This window comes from Buchnera aphidicola (Cinara confinis) (assembly GCF_900128735.1).
Taxonomy (GTDB): domain Bacteria; phylum Pseudomonadota; class Gammaproteobacteria; order Enterobacterales; family Enterobacteriaceae; genus Buchnera_F; species Buchnera_F aphidicola_L.
In genome coordinates, this window is the sequence record NZ_LT667503.1 from 349,712 (window position 1) to 366,970 (window position 17,259).

Sequence of the window (17,259 nt, forward strand, 5' to 3'; positions counted from 1 at the left end):
AAGAAGAAAAAAATGAAAAATTATAAATATAATGTATCTAAATTACCAAAACCAGGTATTACTTTAATTGAAGCTTCTGCAGGAACTGGAAAAACATTTTCTATTATTATATTATATTTACGTTTATTAATTAATTTAGGATTAAAAAAAAAATATATACGTCAATTATTATCTACCGATATTCTTTTAGTAACATTTACTGAAGCTTCTAAAAATGAATTAAAAAAAAGATTATACCAAGGGATAATACAATTATATCAAGCATGTATAACAAAGAAAACAAAAATTAATTATATCAAAAATATTCTTTATGATATTGAAAATTTTACATTAACTCAAAAAATTCTTAAAAAAACTAAAGATGAAATCGAAAATATAGCTATATATACCCTACATAGTTTTTTTTGGTCTATATTAAATGAATATAAATTTTTTTTTCCAGAAAATATTCCTGAAAAAATTATTCAAAATATGTATCCAATCCAACTACAAGCTACTCAAGATTTTTGGAGAAAAAACATTTATTATTTTTCTGAAGAGATTACAAAAATTTTTATAGAAAAATGGCCTAACCCTCAAAAATTATTTAATTATTTATATAAATGGATTAATAATACTTGTCTTAATTTCTCTAAAAAAAGAATTTATAAAAAAGATATTGAAAAAAAACATGAAAAATTAATACAATACATAAATGCTATTAAAAAAATGTGGAACCAAGAAAAAAAGAAAATTAAGTTAATATTTCAAAAATTACAAATTAATAAAAGAATATACAATCAAAAAAATTTAAAAAAATGGTATGAAAAAATTCAACTATGGACTTCAAAAAAAACATGTAATTATAAATTTCCTAATATTTTAAAATATTTTAATATAAAAAAAATTAATCAAGAATGTAAAGAAAAGTATAAAATTAAAAAATCATTTTTTAATAAAATTGATCAATTGTATAAAAAATATACTTCATTAAATCAATTATATATTTTATTTTCATTACATGGTATTTTAACTAGAATTCAAAAAGAAAAGAAAAAAAAAAATAAAATTGATTTTCATGATATTACAAAAATATTTTTAAAATTAACAAATTTTAAAAACTCCAGAATTAAAAAATTAATAAAAAAGAAATATCCAGTTACTATTATTGATGAATTTCAAGATATTGATAGTATGCAATATGAAATTTTTTATCAAATATATAAAAAATCAAAAAATGAATCATTAATTCTTTTTGGTGATCCTAAACAATCAATATATAGTTTTCGTAATGCTAATATCTTTAATTATTTTAAATTAAAAAAAAAAATAAAAAAACATTATTTTTTAAAAGAAAATTTTCGATCTTCACATAATATGATTATAGCTATTAATACTTTATTTCAAAATGTAAAAAAACCTTTTTTATTTCAAGAACTTAATTTTAAACCAGCAAAAAAACATATTAATAATAAAAAAATGAATTTTTACATTAACAACAAAAAACAACCTGCATTAAAATTTTATTTATATCCAAAAAAAACAAGTACAAAAGAAAATTATTATAAATGGATAGCCAAAAAATGTGCAGAAACTATTTCTAACTGGCTATCCTCAAAAATAAAAAAAAAAATAAAAATTAATTTAAAAAATAATATTTCACGTTTTATTAAACCGAATGATATAGCTGTATTGGTAAAAAATAAATATGAAGCAAAATTTATTACTCACGCTTTCAAAAAAATGGCGTTATCTGCAAAATATACCTCTCAAAAAATAAATATTTTTAATTTAATGGAAACAAAAGAGATTATGTGGATATTAGATTCTATATTACACCCATTAAATGAAAAAAAATTACAAAAAATTTTACTTACTCATATTTTTAAAAAAAATATTTATGAAATATATGAAATTAATAAAAAAAAAGAAGAGTATTTGATACTCATAAAAAAAATTAAAAATTATTTAAAAATTTGGCAAGAATACGGTATTTTTAATCTACTCGAAGAAATAATAAAAGATTTTAACCTGATTCACTGTGATATTCTAACTTCATTGAATAAAATAAATATAAAAAATATTTTTTCTTTAAGGGAGATTTTAATTCAAAAACAAAAAAAAATAACAAATAAATTTTTATTAATCTTATGGTTAAAGAAAAAAATTTTACAAAGTAGAGAGCAAAAAAATCAAAATAATAATAATAATTATTTTTCAGAAAATAATTCTAAAAAGAAAATTAAAATAATTACCGTTTATAAAGCAAAAGGTTTAGAGTATCCGGTGGTATGGATACCATTTTTTAGTAATTTTTATAAAAACAAAGAAAAAATTTTTTATTGTAGAAAAACATATAAAAAAATATTAGATTTAAGTAATAGTAAAATTACTCAAAAATTATCTGAAGAAGAAAGATTATCTGAAGATTTAAGATTATTATATGTCTGCATAACACGCAGCCTCTTACATTGCAGTATTGGAGTAGCTCCAATTAAAAAGAAAAAAAACAAAAATAAAGAAAATCAGGATACAAATACACATCTTAGTGCTTTAGGATACTTATTACAAAAAGGAAAAAAAAAAAATTACCAAGAATTAAAAAATATTTTATATAGTATGGAAAAAAAAAATGTAATTGAAATTTCTAAAAAAAATATAAATTCAAAAAAAATACAAAAAGACCTTATACATAAAAAAGATTTTCAAAAAAATTATAATACAAGAAAAATAATTTATCCTTGGAAAATCATAAGTTTTTCTCAATTAAACACATATAATAAAAGTTATTCTATACAATATAATAAAAAATTTTTCGATGATATTCTATATCAAAAACAAGAAAAGAAAAAAAAAAAAAAATTACAAGGCGTCGAATACGGAATTTTTTTACATAAAATATTAAAGAAAATTGATTTTTCTAAAAATAGAGATATAGAAAAAAAAATAAAAAATTTTAATTATTTATCTATACCTAACTATTTAATCAAAAAAATTAAAAAATCAATTGAAATGATGATTTCAGTATTATTAAAAGATTTTAATATCTCCTTAACCCAATTAAAATTTAAAGAATATACAAAAGAAATGAATTTTACAATTCCTATTAAAAAATATATTAACTTTAAAGTAATGAATTATTATATCAAAAAATTCGATAAGATATCTTCATTATGTCCAGATATATCATATGATAATATATCAGGAATCTTAATTGGAAGTATTGATTTAATTTTTAAATGGAAAAATCAATTTTATTTTATAGATTATAAATCTAATTGGTTAGGATCTGATAATAGCGCGTATACTAAAAAAAATATAAAATTAGAAATAATTAAACATAGATATGATATACAATATCAATTTTATACTTTAGCGCTCCATCGATATCTTAAGATTCATATTAAAAATTATCATTATAAAAAAAATTTTGGTGGACTATTTTATATCTTTTTAAGAGCTCTCGAGGAAAAAGGTAAAAATTCTGGAATATTTTTTAAAAAAATACCTTATGTATTAACTAATAAATTAGATTTGTTATTTAATGGGATAATATATTAATGACTAATAAAAAAAAAATTTTTTGTAATATATTAAAAAAAGCCAAAGAGAAAAAATTTCTTAACAATATTGATTTTTATTGTTGCACATTATTAATACCAAAAACCATTTCAGAAATAAAATTAGTCATATTATATTTAAGTTATTCTGCAAATTGCGGACATAGTTGTTTACCAATAAACCTATTTCAAAAAAAAAAAATATTTAAAAAAAAAAATATTTTTAAAAAATTATGGAGTACTATCCTAAATAAAAAAAATTGGTTTAATGTTGTATTAAATAGCCCCTTTTGTAGCAACGGAACCATTGTTACCCCATTAGTTATTCAAGAAAATCGTATTTACCTATATCGATACTGGAATGCTGAAAAAAAAATTATTAAATTTATTTTAAACCACAAAAAAAAAATAAAAAAAACAAAAAAAAATAAAAAATTATTTCAAATGCATTGCACAAAAAATATAGATAAAATTCAAAAAATTGCTATTGGAGTAATGATTTTGAATCATATTTCATTCATTTTAGGAGGACCTGGAACTGGAAAAACAACTATAATCACTTACTTAATTATATTTTTTATTAAATTAAAAAAAAAAATTAACATAAAATTAGCAGCTCCTACTGGTAAGGCTGCGGCTCGTATTACAGAAGTAGTATATAAAATTCTTACTTTTAGTGAACTCACCAAAAAAGAAAAAAAAAAAATACCAAAAAAAGGACAAACACTCCACCGATTATTAGGCGTTCAAAAAGATACTAACGAAATATATTCATATCAATATACCAAAAAAAAACTTTCTAATATTGATATATTAATTATTGATGAATCTTCTATGATAGATTTATATATGATGGAAAATATTACAAATGTTATTTCAAAAAAAACAAAAATTATTTTTTTAGGTGATTTAAATCAATTACCTCCTATAGAGGTAGGATCAATAATCAAGGAAATTTGTAAAAAAGCCAATAATAAATTTAGTGCCATATTTTCTAAAAAATTAGAAGAAATTACTCAACAAAAAACTAAAATTGATTCGTGTAAATATCCTTCTAATATCAATAATACCATGATAATTTTAAAAAAAAAATATAGATTTAATAAAAAATCAGGAATCGGTATTTTATCCGCTGCATTAGAAAAAAAAAAATATATTGATTTTTCATTAATTATTAAAAAAAAATATAAAAATATTTTTTGGGAAAAAATAAATCAAAATAATAATTATTTTTTTATGTTAAAAGAAATTTTAAAAATATATCAAGGTTATTGGAAATATATTCAAAAAAAGCATAACCCTAAAAAAATTCTTGAGTACTTTAATAAATCTAGAATTTTATGTGCGTTATTGGACGGACCTTTTGGAGTAAAAATTATTAATCAATTTATAGAAAGAAATATAAAATTAAAAAATATAAAAAAAACAAAAGACCATTGGTATCATGGAAGACCTATTATGATTACCGCAAATAATCCAACATTAAAATTATTTAATGGAGAAATTGGTATATGTTTATTAAATCAAAATGAAAAATTAAAGGTCTTTTTTCTATCTTATACAGATAAAATAAAAAAAATTGACCCTTTTTTAATCGAAAATTTTGAAATAGCATGGTCAACAACTATACATAAATCACAAGGATCAGAATTTTTCTATGTAATCTTAATTTTTCCTAATTATATTTCAAAAATATTATCAAAAGAATTAATTTATACCGGAATTACAAGAGCTAAATATAATATTAAGATATATGCCGACTTTAATATTTTAAAAAAGATTATTAACTGGAAAAAAAAAAGATACTCGGGCATACATTTAAATATTTTTAAAAAAAAAATATAGAAAATAATTTTTTAAAAAATAACTAGAAGGAAATAGAAATAAAGAAGGAATAATAATTGATTATTGTAATAAATTTTTTGGTTGCGGGGGTTGGATTTGAACCAACGACCTTCGGGTTATGAGCCCGACGAGCTACCGTACTGCTCCACCCCGCTATTACAATTTTTATTATACTCTTTTTCATATAATTTGCAATTCTTTTTTCTTAAAAATGTATAAAAAATAAAAATTATAAAATTTTAATACTTTTTTTAAAAAAAAGATATATTTTAATAAAAATAAAAGATAAAATATAAAAAAAATAAATAGATATCAATTTTATAAATATATCTATCATATCAATTTTTCATACTTTAAAAGAGAATAAAATAAATGAAACCTAAAAAAAGACGCCAAGCACGCATATTAGCCTTACAAGTTCTATATGCATGGCAAGTGTCTCAAAACAAATCAATCGAAAAAATAAAAGAGTTTATCTTAAAACAACATCATCAGGTTTATATTGATATGCTATATTTTCATGAAATTATTTCAGGCGTAGCTCAAAACATTATTTTTTTAGATCAGCTCATATCTCCTTGTTTATCAAGAAAAATTTATGAACTTGATTATATTGAAAAAAATATTTTGCGAATATCTGTATACGAAATATTTAAACGTAAAGATATTCCATATAAAGTCGTAATTAACGAAGGAATAGAATTAGCAAAGATTTTTGGCTCTTGTGATAGCCATAAATTTATTAATGGTGTGTTAGATAAACTTATATTAAGAAATAATACAAAAACTACATATAAAAAAAACAAATAAATTCCCTTATCAACAGTCTTTTTTTAAAAAAAATAAATCTAAAAATTTTTAAAAAAATATCATTATATTTTTTTTATTTATTTTATAAAATTATTATGTTTTTAAATCAATAAAAAATCTAATAAAAAAAATCTAAAAATATATTTTTAATAAAAAATTATTAAATTAAAAATAAAATAAAATTTTTAAATATTTTATATAAAAATTTTTTAAAAAAAATCATTATTCTTAATAAAGTGATATAAAACTCTATAGATTTTTATAAATCTTAACTCAAAAATATATAATTAATTAATAATAAAAATAATATAAAAGATCAATAAAAAAAAATAAAAAATGAATAATAAAATAATCTCTGATAAAAAAATTAACATAATGTCTAAAAAATGGAATAAAAAAAAAGCAATCTTACTTGCTAAAGAACTAAATATTTTATTAACTAAAAAACATTGGCAAGTAATTTTAATCATAAAAGTTTTTTATAAAAAATATAATATTATCCCTACTACACGTATGTTACTTTTATCTTTAAAAAAAGAATATAAAATATTACTAACTAGTCAAGATCTATTTATAATGTTTAAAAGTACGCCAATAAAAAATTTAAGTAAAATAGCTGGATTACCAGAACCCAAAATATGTTTATAATTTAGTTAAAATAAAAATTTAAAGACATAAAAAAACTAATAACAAAAATCACTACAAGCGATATAAAAAACATAAAACGTGACCAAATCTTACTATTTAAAAAATAAACACCAAAAAAAGAAAAAAAATACCAAAAAAATAAAAAAATCGTAGTATATATAAAATATATTATATATACATAACCTGACCAATAAAATAAAAAATTTAAAAAAATTAAAAAAACAATACAGTAATTTATATTTGTTTTGGTTTTTTCTATTCCATAGATTACAGAAAATAATGGGATTTCTGCAGTCTTATAATCTTTTAATCGAAAAATTGAAATAGAATAAGCGTGTGCTATTTGCCATATACTAAAAATAAAAAAAAGAATAAGACAACAAAAATCTACATCATTTTTTACTGCAACATAACCAATAATAGGTGGTAAGGCTCCAGAGATACTTCCTATCCCTGTTGAATAAACATATTTACGTTTAAACAAATATGAATATAAAAAAACATAAAAGAAAACACCTATCAAAGATAAAAGTACGCATAAAAAATTCACATATAAATAAAAAATAGTGCATCCTAATATCAATAAAAAAAATGAAAAAAACCAAAAAAAAGATATTAAATAATGATTATCTCCCCACAAACATAAAATTCTCTGATTTGTACGACTCATACGTAAATCAATATCTTTATCTAGGATATTATTCATAATACAAGCAGATGCTATAATAAATATAATACTTATTATAGTATTGAATAATAGATGACTTTGCAAATTTCCTTGTGATGCTAAAAAAAATCCACTTATTAATGTAATAACATTACCTACAATAATTCCCGGTTTTACAACTTTAATAAAACTATTTATTTTATAAAAAGAAAGAAAAGATCTTTTTATTAATGGTTTAAATGTCCCATGACCCATAATGAACCTATACAAATAATGCTTATAATTAAAAAGGTAAGAATTAAAAAAATAATATACCAATAATTTTTATAAGATAATTTAAAATGTAAAAAATATTTATATTGAAAAAAAATTTGCACTATAATAAATAAAAATATATAAACTTGCATTTTTTTTATAGAAAAATAATAATTATGCGCAATAAAAAAAACAAATAAATATAAAAAAAATGATAAAAAAAAACCAAAAATATATTTTTTTAAAAAATAATCTTTTATGTTCATAATACTATAAAGAAATTTTTTTATATTCATATTTACCCTTAACTTATATCAATAATAATTTTCTAATAAAAATTTATAAGTACACACATGAAATTAGAATAATCCATATAATATCTATAAAATGCCAAAAAAGACTAAAACATAATAATGAACCACGAATGTATTTAATTTTTTTTAATGATAATATTTGCATTAAAATGACTATTATCCATAAAATTCCAAAAAAAACATGAAAAAAATGAAAACCAACTAAAGCAAAAAAAGATGATATACAACCATGATATGTGGGTTTAAAAAAAACCAATGATAAATGTAAAAATTCATAATATTCAAAAATAATAAAAATTATTCCTAATAACAAAGTATTAAATAAAAAAAATACAATATATTTTATTGAATTTTTATACATAGATTTTATAGCTATGCTACAAGTAACTGAACTAAGTAATAATATAATTGTTTCTAAAAAAACAAGAGATAAAGAAAATATTTTTTTTTTAAAAAAATATAAATCATATCTATAATGCGACATAAATATAAATACAATAAAAAGCACCGCAAAAATAATACAATCATTCATTAAGTAAATCCAAAAACCAAAAATATTATTTTCTTCTAATGAAGATGACTCTTGTTGACCGCCAGCGTCAACAATTTTTTTAACATGATTATATTGAAAATTAATTTTCTCTATCATACATTACCTTTTGTTATATTCTTTTTTAAAAGAAAATTCTTTTCTTTTCTTTCAACAATTTTTTTTGATATTATATATCCCGTTTTTATAGAACAACTATGTTTTAAAAAAAATAAAAAAATAGAAAAAATCGCAAAAAAACTCAAATACCAAATATGCCAAACCATAGAAAAACCAAAAATAAGAGAAAAAAAACCAACAAAAAATCCTAGATTACTATTTTCAGGCATATGAATATCTTCATAAATTACATGTTTATTTTTTTTATTTTTTAAAGATTTTTCTTTCCAAAACGAGTCTCTTTCTTTTACTATGGGTAATAAAGAAAAATTATACGAAGGTGGCGGTGATGAAGTTGACCACTCTAGTGTTCTACCATTCCATGGATCACCTGTCCAATCTATATATTCTTTTTTATTTCTATTTTTTATAGATAAATATAATTGCATTACTTGAGATAATATACCTAAGAAAATTATAAATACACCAAATGCAGAAATTATTAATAAACTATGAAATTTATAATCAATATTTTGACTCAAACGACGAGTCATACCTAAAAAACCCAAGATATACAAAGGCATAAATGCTATAAAAAAACCAGATAACCAAAACCAAAAAGAATAAACCCCCCATTTTTCATTTAATTTAAAACCAAAAATTTTCGGAAACCAATATGTAATACCGGCAAAGCAACCAAAAACTACCCCACCAATAATAACATTATGAAAATGAGCAACTAAAAATAAACTATTATGAAACATAAAATCTATAGAAGGTATTGATAATAAAACACCAGACATACCGCCGATAGAAAATGTAATTAAAAAACCAATCGTCCATAACATGGATAAATGCAATCTAATACGTCCACCATACATCGTAAATAACCAATTAAATATTTTGACTCCAGTTGGAATAGCAATAATCATAGTGGTAATACTAAAAAAACTATTTACATAAGGACCGGAACCCATTGTAAAAAAATGATGCAACCAAACGATAAAAGATAAAACGGTAATAACAATTGTAGCCCAAATTAATGAAATATATCCAAATAGGGTTTTTTTTGAAAAAGTTGCGACTATTTCTGAAAAAATACCAAAAACAGGAAGAACCAGTATGTACACTTCAGGATGTCCCCAAATCCAAATTAAATTAATGTACATCATCATATTTCCACCCATATTATTGGTAAAAAAATGATAACCAATATATCGATCTAATGTTAATAAAATTAAAGTAATAAATAAAACTGGAAAAGATATAAGTATTAAAATATTAGTACATAATGCTGTCCATGTAAATACAGGTAATTTAAACATTGTCATACCTGCGGTCCGCATTTTTAAAATTGTCACTAAAAAATTAATTGCAGTTAATGTAGCGCCTACACCTGAAATTTGTAAAATCCAAATCCAATAATCAACACCAACACCAGGACTATATTCAATACCAGATAAAGGTGGATATCCTAACCATCCAGTTCTTGCAAACTCTCCTATTCCTAAAGATAAAGTCATTAATATAACTGAGCTAGCTGTTAACCAAAAACTAACACTATTTAAAATCGGAAACGCAAAGTCTCGTGCACCTATTTGTAGGGGAACTATAAAATTCATTAAACCAATAACCAAAGGCATGGCTACAAAAAAAATCATAATAACCCCATGAGCTGTAAATACCTGATCATAATGATATGAAGGAAATAAACCAAGGTATCCACATGAAACTAGCGCTTGTTGAGCTCGCATCATAATAGCATCAGTAAAACCACGAATTAACATAATAAAAGCGAGAATTAAATACATTACAGCAATTTTTTTATGATCTACCGATGTTAACCACTCACTCCATAAATAAGTCCATTTTTTAAAAAAAGTAATACAAAAAAATCCACAAAAAAGAAATAAAAGAATCATGAAACATGTCATCATAATAATTGGTTCATGATAAGGTACAGCATCAAAAGTTAATTTTCCAAACATATTTTTTCCTGCAGTATATTAATTAAAATTATCTTATGAGATAATATAAAAAATTATTTATATTTAATCATATTAATTATTTTATAAAATAATAATGGATCTACATATGAAAAATATTGTACAAAAATATTTTCAGAAGGTTTTGATATATTTAAAAATTGTTTTTTAAAAATTAGTTTATTTTTTGATAACTTTACTTCATTCACCCATTTCTGAAACTTTTTAAAATCTTTTACGACATGTACATCAAATTTCATATTTGAAAAACCTTTTCCGCTATAATTAGTAGACATTCCTTTACAAACACCTGTTTTTCTAGCTTTTAAATTTAATTCAGTGCTCATACCTGCCATTGCATATATCTGACTACCTAAATCAGGTATAAAAAAAGAATTCATAATAGAATTTGACGTAATATGAAATTTTATCGCTATATTTTTTGGGAAAAAAACTTCATTAATTGTTGCAATTTTATATTCCGGATAAATAAATAACCACCGCCAATCTAAAGCTATAACATCAATGACAATAGGTTTATTAAAACCTTCCAAAGATTTTTTAGGATCCAATAAATGTGTTGATTTATAAGATAAAGTCGCTAAAAAAATAGTAATACAAATCGGAATAAACCAAATCAATATTTCTAAAAAAATTGAATGAGACCAATTTGGAATATAATGGTCATCCATTTTTAAAGAATTATATTTATATACAACATAAAACGTTAATAAAAAAACAGGAATTAAGATAAATAACATAGTTTTAAAAGAAAGCAGTATCAATTCTAGTTGAATACGAGTAATATCACCATTAACATATATATATATTTTTTTACTATATTTATATATCATAATAAATAATAACAATAATAAAAAAAATACAATACTTTTTTTATAACTGAAAAATTTTATTTGATTTTTCATGATTTTATACCTATTAAAAATTTTTTATTTTTTTTATTTAAAAATAGTATTGATTTATATAAATAAATTATTTATCTATATTATTCATATAAATTTTCTTCCTATAATTAATTTATACATAAAAATAATTTATAAAAATTAATAATCATTTTGTTCATTTTAGATAAAAAAATAATATATAAAAATATCACTACACAAGACATCCAGAACAATGTTATAGTATAAAAAATAAATCTTTATTAAAAAATACTTTTTACTCAAGAAAAAGTTCTATTCTATAAGGTATAAAAATTATTAAATAATAAAAAAATCCTATATGAAAAAAATTATATATAAAAAAATAAAATCAAAAATAAATATTTTCTATTTGAAAATATATGATGATAATCAACGACACATATTAAAAAATAATTCTATCAACCATTTTAGACTTATTATTGTATCAAAAAATTTTAATAATCTTTCTTTAATTTATAGGCATAAAAAAATTTATTCAATATTATCTCAATATATTCCAAATAAAATATATTCTTTACAAATATTTCCCTATGACATTCAAGAATGGATAAAAATACCGAAAAAAATAAATAGAGCAATACAATGTTCAAGAAAAAATCTATAATAAAATCAACTCAAAAAAAATAAAACTGTCAAATAAAAAAATTACTCTATATAAAATGACATAAAAGAATATCGAATACAATTTATTATTTCTTATAGAAAGAAAAAATTTTTAAAAAAATAAATTTTATAGAATACATCTTAACACCCAAAAATAATAAAAATCAAAAAAAAATTTTATTTTTAATAAATAAAATTTTGTTAATTTTTTTAAAAAATTCTTGTTTTTAATAAATAAAAATAGTAAAAAAATAAAATCAATACATAAAATATAAAAATCTCTAAAATTAAAAATTTTATATTCATATAAAAAATTATAACTTGCTGTTAATATAAAATTTTCTAAAAAATAAATAAAATCCAAAAAAAAGTTAATAAAAAATATATTATATCAAATATATAACTTATTTTTTTTTAAAAAAAAATAAATTTAATAAATAAATATTTTTTACTTTTTTTTCAAAAAAAATAATAAATAAATTATAATACATAGAATAAAAAATAACTATAACTAAAAATACGGAAAAAAATGAAAAAAAATATAATCAACCGAAATAATAAAAATTCTATTCCTATACCATTTATCATTGATCAAACAGAACGCGGAGATCGTTCATACGATATATTTTCGCGCTTACTTAAAGAAAGGATTATTTTTATAACAGGAACTATTGAAGATCAGTTAGCTAACATGGTCGTAGCTCAAATTTTATTTTTAGAATCAGAAAACGATTCTCAAGATATTTTTTTATATATTAATTCTCCAGGAGGCGTCATTACAGCAGGTTTATCTATTTATGATACCATGCAATTAGTCAATCCAGATATTAATACAATTTGTTTAGGACAAGCGTGCTCAATGGCAGCAATATTATTATGTGCCGGAAAAAAAGGAAAAAGATTTAGCCTTCCTAATGCTAGAATAATGTTACATCAACCTCTAGGTAGTTTTCAAGGACAAGCCTCTGATATTTTTATACATGCTAATGAAATAAAAAAAAATAAACAAACAATAAACAAACTACTTTCAGATCATACAAAACAGTCAGTAAATAAAATTATAGAAGATACCGAAAGAGATTATTTTTTATCCCCCGAAGAAGCGCGTCAATATGGAATTATCGATTCTATATTATATAAAAAATAATATTGAGAAAACAATAATAAATAAAAATTTATAAAATATTTATATAATAAAAATTAATATAAGAATATAATATGAACAATATAGATAATAATAAAAAATTATTTTGTATTTTTTGTAATAAAACAGCTAATAAAACAAAAAAATTGATTGTAGGATTATCAGGTAATATTTGTACTCAATGTGTTATTTTTTGTTATGATACATTAAAAAAAAATAATTATTTAAATCAAAAAAAAACAAACTTAAATCGCATTACTTCACCATATATCATTAAAAAACATTTAGATAAATATATTATTGGACAAGAAAAAGCTAAAAAAATTTTTTCAGTATCAGTCTATAATCATTATAAAAAATTAAAATATATCAAAGAAAATCAAAATAATAATATTGAATTAGAAAAAAGCAATCTTTTATTATTAGGTCCTACGGGAAGCGGAAAAACTCTATTAGCTAAAACCTTGGCAAAATATTTAAATGTTCCTTTTGCTATAGCAGATGCTACCACACTTACTCAAGCTGGCTATGTTGGTGAAGACGTTGAAACTATTTTACAAAAACTTATAGAAAATAGTGATTATAATATCGAAAAAGCAGAACAAGGCATTATATATATTGATGAAATAGATAAAATCGCTAAAAAAACAGAAAATTTATCAATAACACGAGATGTTTCAGGGGAAGGGGTACAACAATCATTACTAAAAATAATAGAAGGAACTATAGCCACGGTACCTCCTAAAGGTAATCGAAAACATCCTCAACAAGATCTATGGAAAATAAATACATCAAATATCCTATTTATTTGCGGTGGAGCTTTTTGTAATATAGAAAAAATAATCTCAAAACGTATACAAAATAAATCAAACGTTGGATTCCATACTTCATTAATAAAAAATAAAAAAAACAAAAAAAAATATAAAAAAAATAAAAAAATACAACCGCAAGATTTAATACAATTTGGATTAATACCTGAATTTGTAGGACGATTTCCAATCATTGCTACTTTTAAAAAATTGACGCAAAAAAATTTAGTAGATATTTTATCTCAACCAAAAAACTCTTTGATAAAACAATATCAAACTCTATTTTCTTTAGATAATATCCAATTAGAATTTGATAATGAAGCTTTAATAGAAATAGCCAAACAAGCTATATTAAAAAATACAGGAGCCAGAGGATTACGCGCAATCTTAGAATCCATACTATTGAATACCATGTATGATATGCCTATGTTAAAAAATATAAAAAAAGTACATATTGATGCTTCTGTTATAATAAATAAAACCGCACCAAAATTAATTTTTTCAGAATAAATTTGATTATATTTTTGTTGTATATAAATTTTTCTTAAAAAAAAACTCATTCTCAATATTTTTTCGCAATTTTATTTGAAATTTAAGTCGATATCTTATGTAATTATTCTATATATTCTAATATATTTTAACCAAAGAGAAAAATATGAATTTTAGGTGTTCTAAAAAAATAGAAATTCCAGTATTGCCGTTACGTGACATGGTAGTTTATCCGTATATGATTACAGCATTATTTATAGGACGCGAAATATCAATTAAATGCATAGAATTTTCCATGAAAAGTAATAAAAAAATTTTATTAATTTCTCAAAAAGAATCGAAAATTGAAAATCCAAAAGAAAAAGATTTATTCACAGTAGGGACTGTATCTGTAATTTTACAAATGTTAAAATTACCTGACGGAACTATTAAAATATTAGTTAAAGGTCTTAAAAGAGCTAAAATTACAGAACTGAAAAAAAATAATATTCATTTTTTAGCAATCATAAATTATTTAAAATCACCAAAAATTAAAAAGATAGAAAAAATAGTTTTAATTAAAACAACTTTAAAACAATTTGAAAAATATATTATACTAAATAAAAAAATATCCTTAGAGGTTTTAACATCTTTAAAAAATCTTGATAACTTAGAAAAAATGGGTGATATTATTGCATCTCATATGCCATTAACGTTAAAAGATAAACAATCAATATTAGAAATTTCAAAAATTAATAAACGTTTAGAATTTTTAATGAGTAAAATGGAAATAGAAATGAGTTTATTAAAAATTGAAAAACGTATTCAAAATCGTATTAAAAAACAAATGGAGAAAAGTCAACGGGAATACTATCTTAATGAACAAATAAAAGCAATACAAAAAGAATTAGGCGATATTGATGATATTCCAAATGAATATAAATCCTTACAAAAAAAAATAAAATTAGCAAAAATGCCAAAAATAGCTTTTAAAAAAACAATATTAGAATTAAAAAAATTAAAAATGATGTCTCCAATCTCTGCAGAAGCAACTGTAGTACGAAGTTATATTGACTGGATGATTCAGGTGCCTTGGTATAAACGCAGTATAATCCAGAAAGATATAAAATCAGCAAAAGAAATTTTAGATATTGATCATTTCGGTTTAGATAAAGTAAAAGAACGTATATTAGAGTATTTAGCCGTACAAAATCGACAAAATAAAATAAAAGGACCGATTTTATGTCTTGTAGGTCCTCCAGGTGTAGGAAAAACTTCTTTAGGGAAATCGATTGCTCGAGCTACCGGACGAAAATATGTACGCATGGCTTTAGGAGGTATAAGAGATGAAGCGGAAATCAGAGGGCATCGAAGAACATATATAGGGTCTATGCCTGGAAAATTAATACAAAATATAACAAAAGCAGGAGTAAAAAATCCTCTTTTTTTACTTGATGAAATTGACAAAATATCATGTGATCTACGTGTAGATCCTGCATCCGCTCTTTTAGAAGTTTTAGATTCAGAACAAAATATGTCATTTAATGATCATTATTTAGAAACAGACTATGATTTATCTGATATTATGTTTGTTGCTACTTCTAATTCTCTAGATATTCCCGCTCCTTTATTAGACCGAATGGAAGTTATTAAATTATCTGGTTATACAGAAGATGAAAAATTAAATATTGCAAAAAATTATTTACGACCTAAACAAATGAAAGAAAATGCATTAAAAAAAAAGGAAATAATAATTTTAGAAGATGCACTATTAAGTATAATTCGTTATTATACAAGAGAAGCCGGTGTTAGAAATTTAGAACGTGCGATCGCTAAAATATGCAGAAAATCGGTAAAAAAAATATCATTAAACCATTGTCAAAATAAAATTATTATAGATAAAAAAAATATAAAAAAATATTTAGGAATCAAAAAATATACTTATGGTCACGCAAATAAAATTAATAAAATCGGTCAAGTTATTGGTTTAGCGTGGACTGAAGTAGGCGGTGATTTACTAACTATAGAGTGCGCTTGTATCCCTGGAAAAGGAAAATTAACTTATACTGGATCTCTTGGAGAAGTTATGCAAGAATCAATTCAAGCAGCTCTTACAGTAGTACGTTCACAAGCTCATAAATTAAATATAAAAAAAGATTTTTATGAGAAAAAAGATATACATGTACATGTTCCTGAAGGTGCTACACCAAAAGATGGTCCAAGCGCTGGAATTACCATGTGTACAGCTATTGTTTCTTGTTTAACAAATATTCCAGTAAAATCCGATATTGCTATGACAGGAGAGATAACTTTAAGAGGTATTATATTAGGTATCGGAGGATTAAAAGAAAAATTAATTGCAGCGCATCGAGGAGGAATTAAAACAGTATTGATTCCCAAAGAAAATCTCCGTGACTTAAAAGCAGTACCAAAAAATATAATCGCTAATTTATGTATTTTTCCAGTAAAAAATATAGAAGAAGTATTAAAATTAGCTTTAGAAAAAAACCCATATCTTGATACTAATTTACATAAAAATATAATATAAAAACTATTTAAAAATTTTATTTTTTATGTTT

12 protein-coding genes and 1 tRNA gene are annotated in these 17,259 nt (G+C 21.5%); 8 read left to right on the plus strand and 5 right to left on the minus strand.

Annotated features, from left to right (window positions below):
- Positions 1-12 precede the first annotated feature (12 nt).
- Both recB and recD read left to right on the plus strand, forming a co-directional pair.
- Positions 13-3,540, plus strand: a complete 3,528-nt coding sequence (gene recB / locus APCICONF2801_RS01505) for an exodeoxyribonuclease V subunit beta (protein ID WP_075432086.1) — start codon at positions 13-15, stop codon at positions 3,538-3,540.
- Positions 3,540-5,384, plus strand: a complete 1,845-nt coding sequence (recD, locus tag APCICONF2801_RS01510; protein WP_075432088.1) for an exodeoxyribonuclease V subunit alpha — start codon at positions 3,540-3,542, stop codon at positions 5,382-5,384. The genes recB and recD overlap by 1 nt, the downstream gene beginning before the upstream one ends.
- Before the next feature lie 78 nt (positions 5,385-5,462).
- Here recD and APCICONF2801_RS01515 read toward each other — a convergent pair.
- Positions 5,463-5,539 (minus strand) — tRNA-Met (locus APCICONF2801_RS01515).
- A gap of 217 nt (positions 5,540-5,756) precedes the next feature.
- On the opposite strand from APCICONF2801_RS01515, the gene nusB reads away from it, so the two are divergent.
- Both nusB and APCICONF2801_RS01525 read left to right on the plus strand, forming a co-directional pair.
- A complete protein-coding gene (gene nusB, locus APCICONF2801_RS01520) occupies positions 5,757-6,194 on the plus strand; it encodes a transcription antitermination factor NusB (protein ID WP_075432089.1) in 438 nt (145 codons plus the stop codon).
- Between the two features lie 336 nt (positions 6,195-6,530).
- Entirely contained in the window at positions 6,531-6,842 is a 312-nt protein-coding gene (locus APCICONF2801_RS01525; protein ID WP_075432090.1) for a TusE/DsrC/DsvC family sulfur relay protein, read from the plus strand.
- A gap of 1 nt (position 6,843) precedes the next feature.
- Here the strand turns inward: APCICONF2801_RS01525 and cyoE are convergent, their stop codons facing one another.
- The 4 genes from cyoE to cyoA form a co-directional block, all read right to left on the minus strand.
- Entirely contained in the window at positions 6,844-7,764 is a 921-nt protein-coding gene (gene cyoE / locus APCICONF2801_RS01530; RefSeq protein ID WP_082252731.1) for a heme o synthase, read from the minus strand.
- A gap of 339 nt (positions 7,765-8,103) precedes the next feature.
- Positions 8,104-8,727, minus strand: a complete 624-nt coding sequence (locus APCICONF2801_RS01535) for a cytochrome c oxidase subunit 3 (protein ID WP_075432091.1) — start codon at positions 8,725-8,727, stop codon at positions 8,104-8,106.
- Positions 8,724-10,715: a cytochrome o ubiquinol oxidase subunit I gene (gene cyoB, locus APCICONF2801_RS01540; protein WP_075432092.1), complete on the minus strand. Its 1,992-nt coding sequence runs from the start codon at positions 10,713-10,715 to the stop codon at positions 8,724-8,726. The genes APCICONF2801_RS01535 and cyoB overlap by 4 nt, the downstream gene beginning before the upstream one ends.
- A gap of 53 nt (positions 10,716-10,768) precedes the next feature.
- On the minus strand, positions 10,769-11,638 hold the full coding sequence (gene cyoA / locus APCICONF2801_RS01545; protein WP_075432093.1) for a ubiquinol oxidase subunit II: 870 nt from the start codon (positions 11,636-11,638) through the stop codon (positions 10,769-10,771).
- Positions 11,639-11,954: 316 nt separating this feature from the next.
- Here cyoA and APCICONF2801_RS02135 point away from each other — a divergent pair, with 316 nt between their 5' ends.
- The 4 genes from APCICONF2801_RS02135 (at position 11,955) to lon (ending at position 17,228) form a co-directional block, all read left to right on the plus strand.
- Positions 11,955-12,260: a BolA family protein gene (locus APCICONF2801_RS02135; protein ID WP_075432094.1), complete on the plus strand. Its 306-nt coding sequence runs from the start codon at positions 11,955-11,957 to the stop codon at positions 12,258-12,260.
- Positions 12,261-12,788: 528 nt separating this feature from the next.
- A complete protein-coding gene (locus APCICONF2801_RS01555) occupies positions 12,789-13,406 on the plus strand; it encodes an ATP-dependent Clp protease proteolytic subunit (protein WP_075432096.1) in 618 nt (205 codons plus the stop codon).
- Between the two features lie 71 nt (positions 13,407-13,477).
- The gene (gene clpX / locus APCICONF2801_RS01560; protein ID WP_075432097.1) at positions 13,478-14,722 is read left to right on the plus strand and encodes an ATP-dependent Clp protease ATP-binding subunit ClpX; all 1,245 of its coding nucleotides are present in this window, start codon (positions 13,478-13,480) and stop codon (positions 14,720-14,722) included.
- Between the two features lie 145 nt (positions 14,723-14,867).
- The gene (gene lon / locus APCICONF2801_RS01565) at positions 14,868-17,228 is read left to right on the plus strand and encodes an endopeptidase La (protein WP_075432100.1); all 2,361 of its coding nucleotides are present in this window, start codon (positions 14,868-14,870) and stop codon (positions 17,226-17,228) included.
- Positions 17,229-17,259 lie beyond the last annotated feature (31 nt).

Excerpts from the sequence above, each read along its gene's own strand:
- cyoB (WP_075432092.1), bottom strand. The coding sequence starts at position 10,715 with ATGTTTGGAAAATTAACTTTTGATGCTGTACCTTATCATGAACCAATT.
- APCICONF2801_RS01525 (WP_075432090.1), top strand. The coding sequence starts at position 6,531 with ATGAATAATAAAATAATCTCTGATAAAAAAATTAACATAATGTCTAAA.
- cyoE (WP_082252731.1), bottom strand. The coding sequence starts at position 7,764 with ATGGGTCATGGGACATTTAAACCATTAATAAAAAGATCTTTTCTTTCT.
- cyoA (WP_075432093.1), bottom strand. The coding sequence starts at position 11,638 with ATGAAAAATCAAATAAAATTTTTCAGTTATAAAAAAAGTATTGTATTT.
- recD (WP_075432088.1), top strand. The coding sequence starts at position 3,540 with ATGACTAATAAAAAAAAAATTTTTTGTAATATATTAAAAAAAGCCAAA.
- recB (WP_075432086.1), top strand. The coding sequence starts at position 13 with ATGAAAAATTATAAATATAATGTATCTAAATTACCAAAACCAGGTATT.
- clpX (WP_075432097.1), top strand. The coding sequence starts at position 13,478 with ATGAACAATATAGATAATAATAAAAAATTATTTTGTATTTTTTGTAAT.
- lon (WP_075432100.1), top strand. The coding sequence starts at position 14,868 with ATGAATTTTAGGTGTTCTAAAAAAATAGAAATTCCAGTATTGCCGTTA.
- APCICONF2801_RS02135 (WP_075432094.1), top strand. The coding sequence starts at position 11,955 with ATGAAAAAAATTATATATAAAAAAATAAAATCAAAAATAAATATTTTC.
- APCICONF2801_RS01535 (WP_075432091.1), bottom strand. The coding sequence starts at position 8,727 with ATGATAGAGAAAATTAATTTTCAATATAATCATGTTAAAAAAATTGTT.
- APCICONF2801_RS01555 (WP_075432096.1), top strand. The coding sequence starts at position 12,789 with ATGAAAAAAAATATAATCAACCGAAATAATAAAAATTCTATTCCTATA.
- nusB (WP_075432089.1), top strand. The coding sequence starts at position 5,757 with ATGAAACCTAAAAAAAGACGCCAAGCACGCATATTAGCCTTACAAGTT.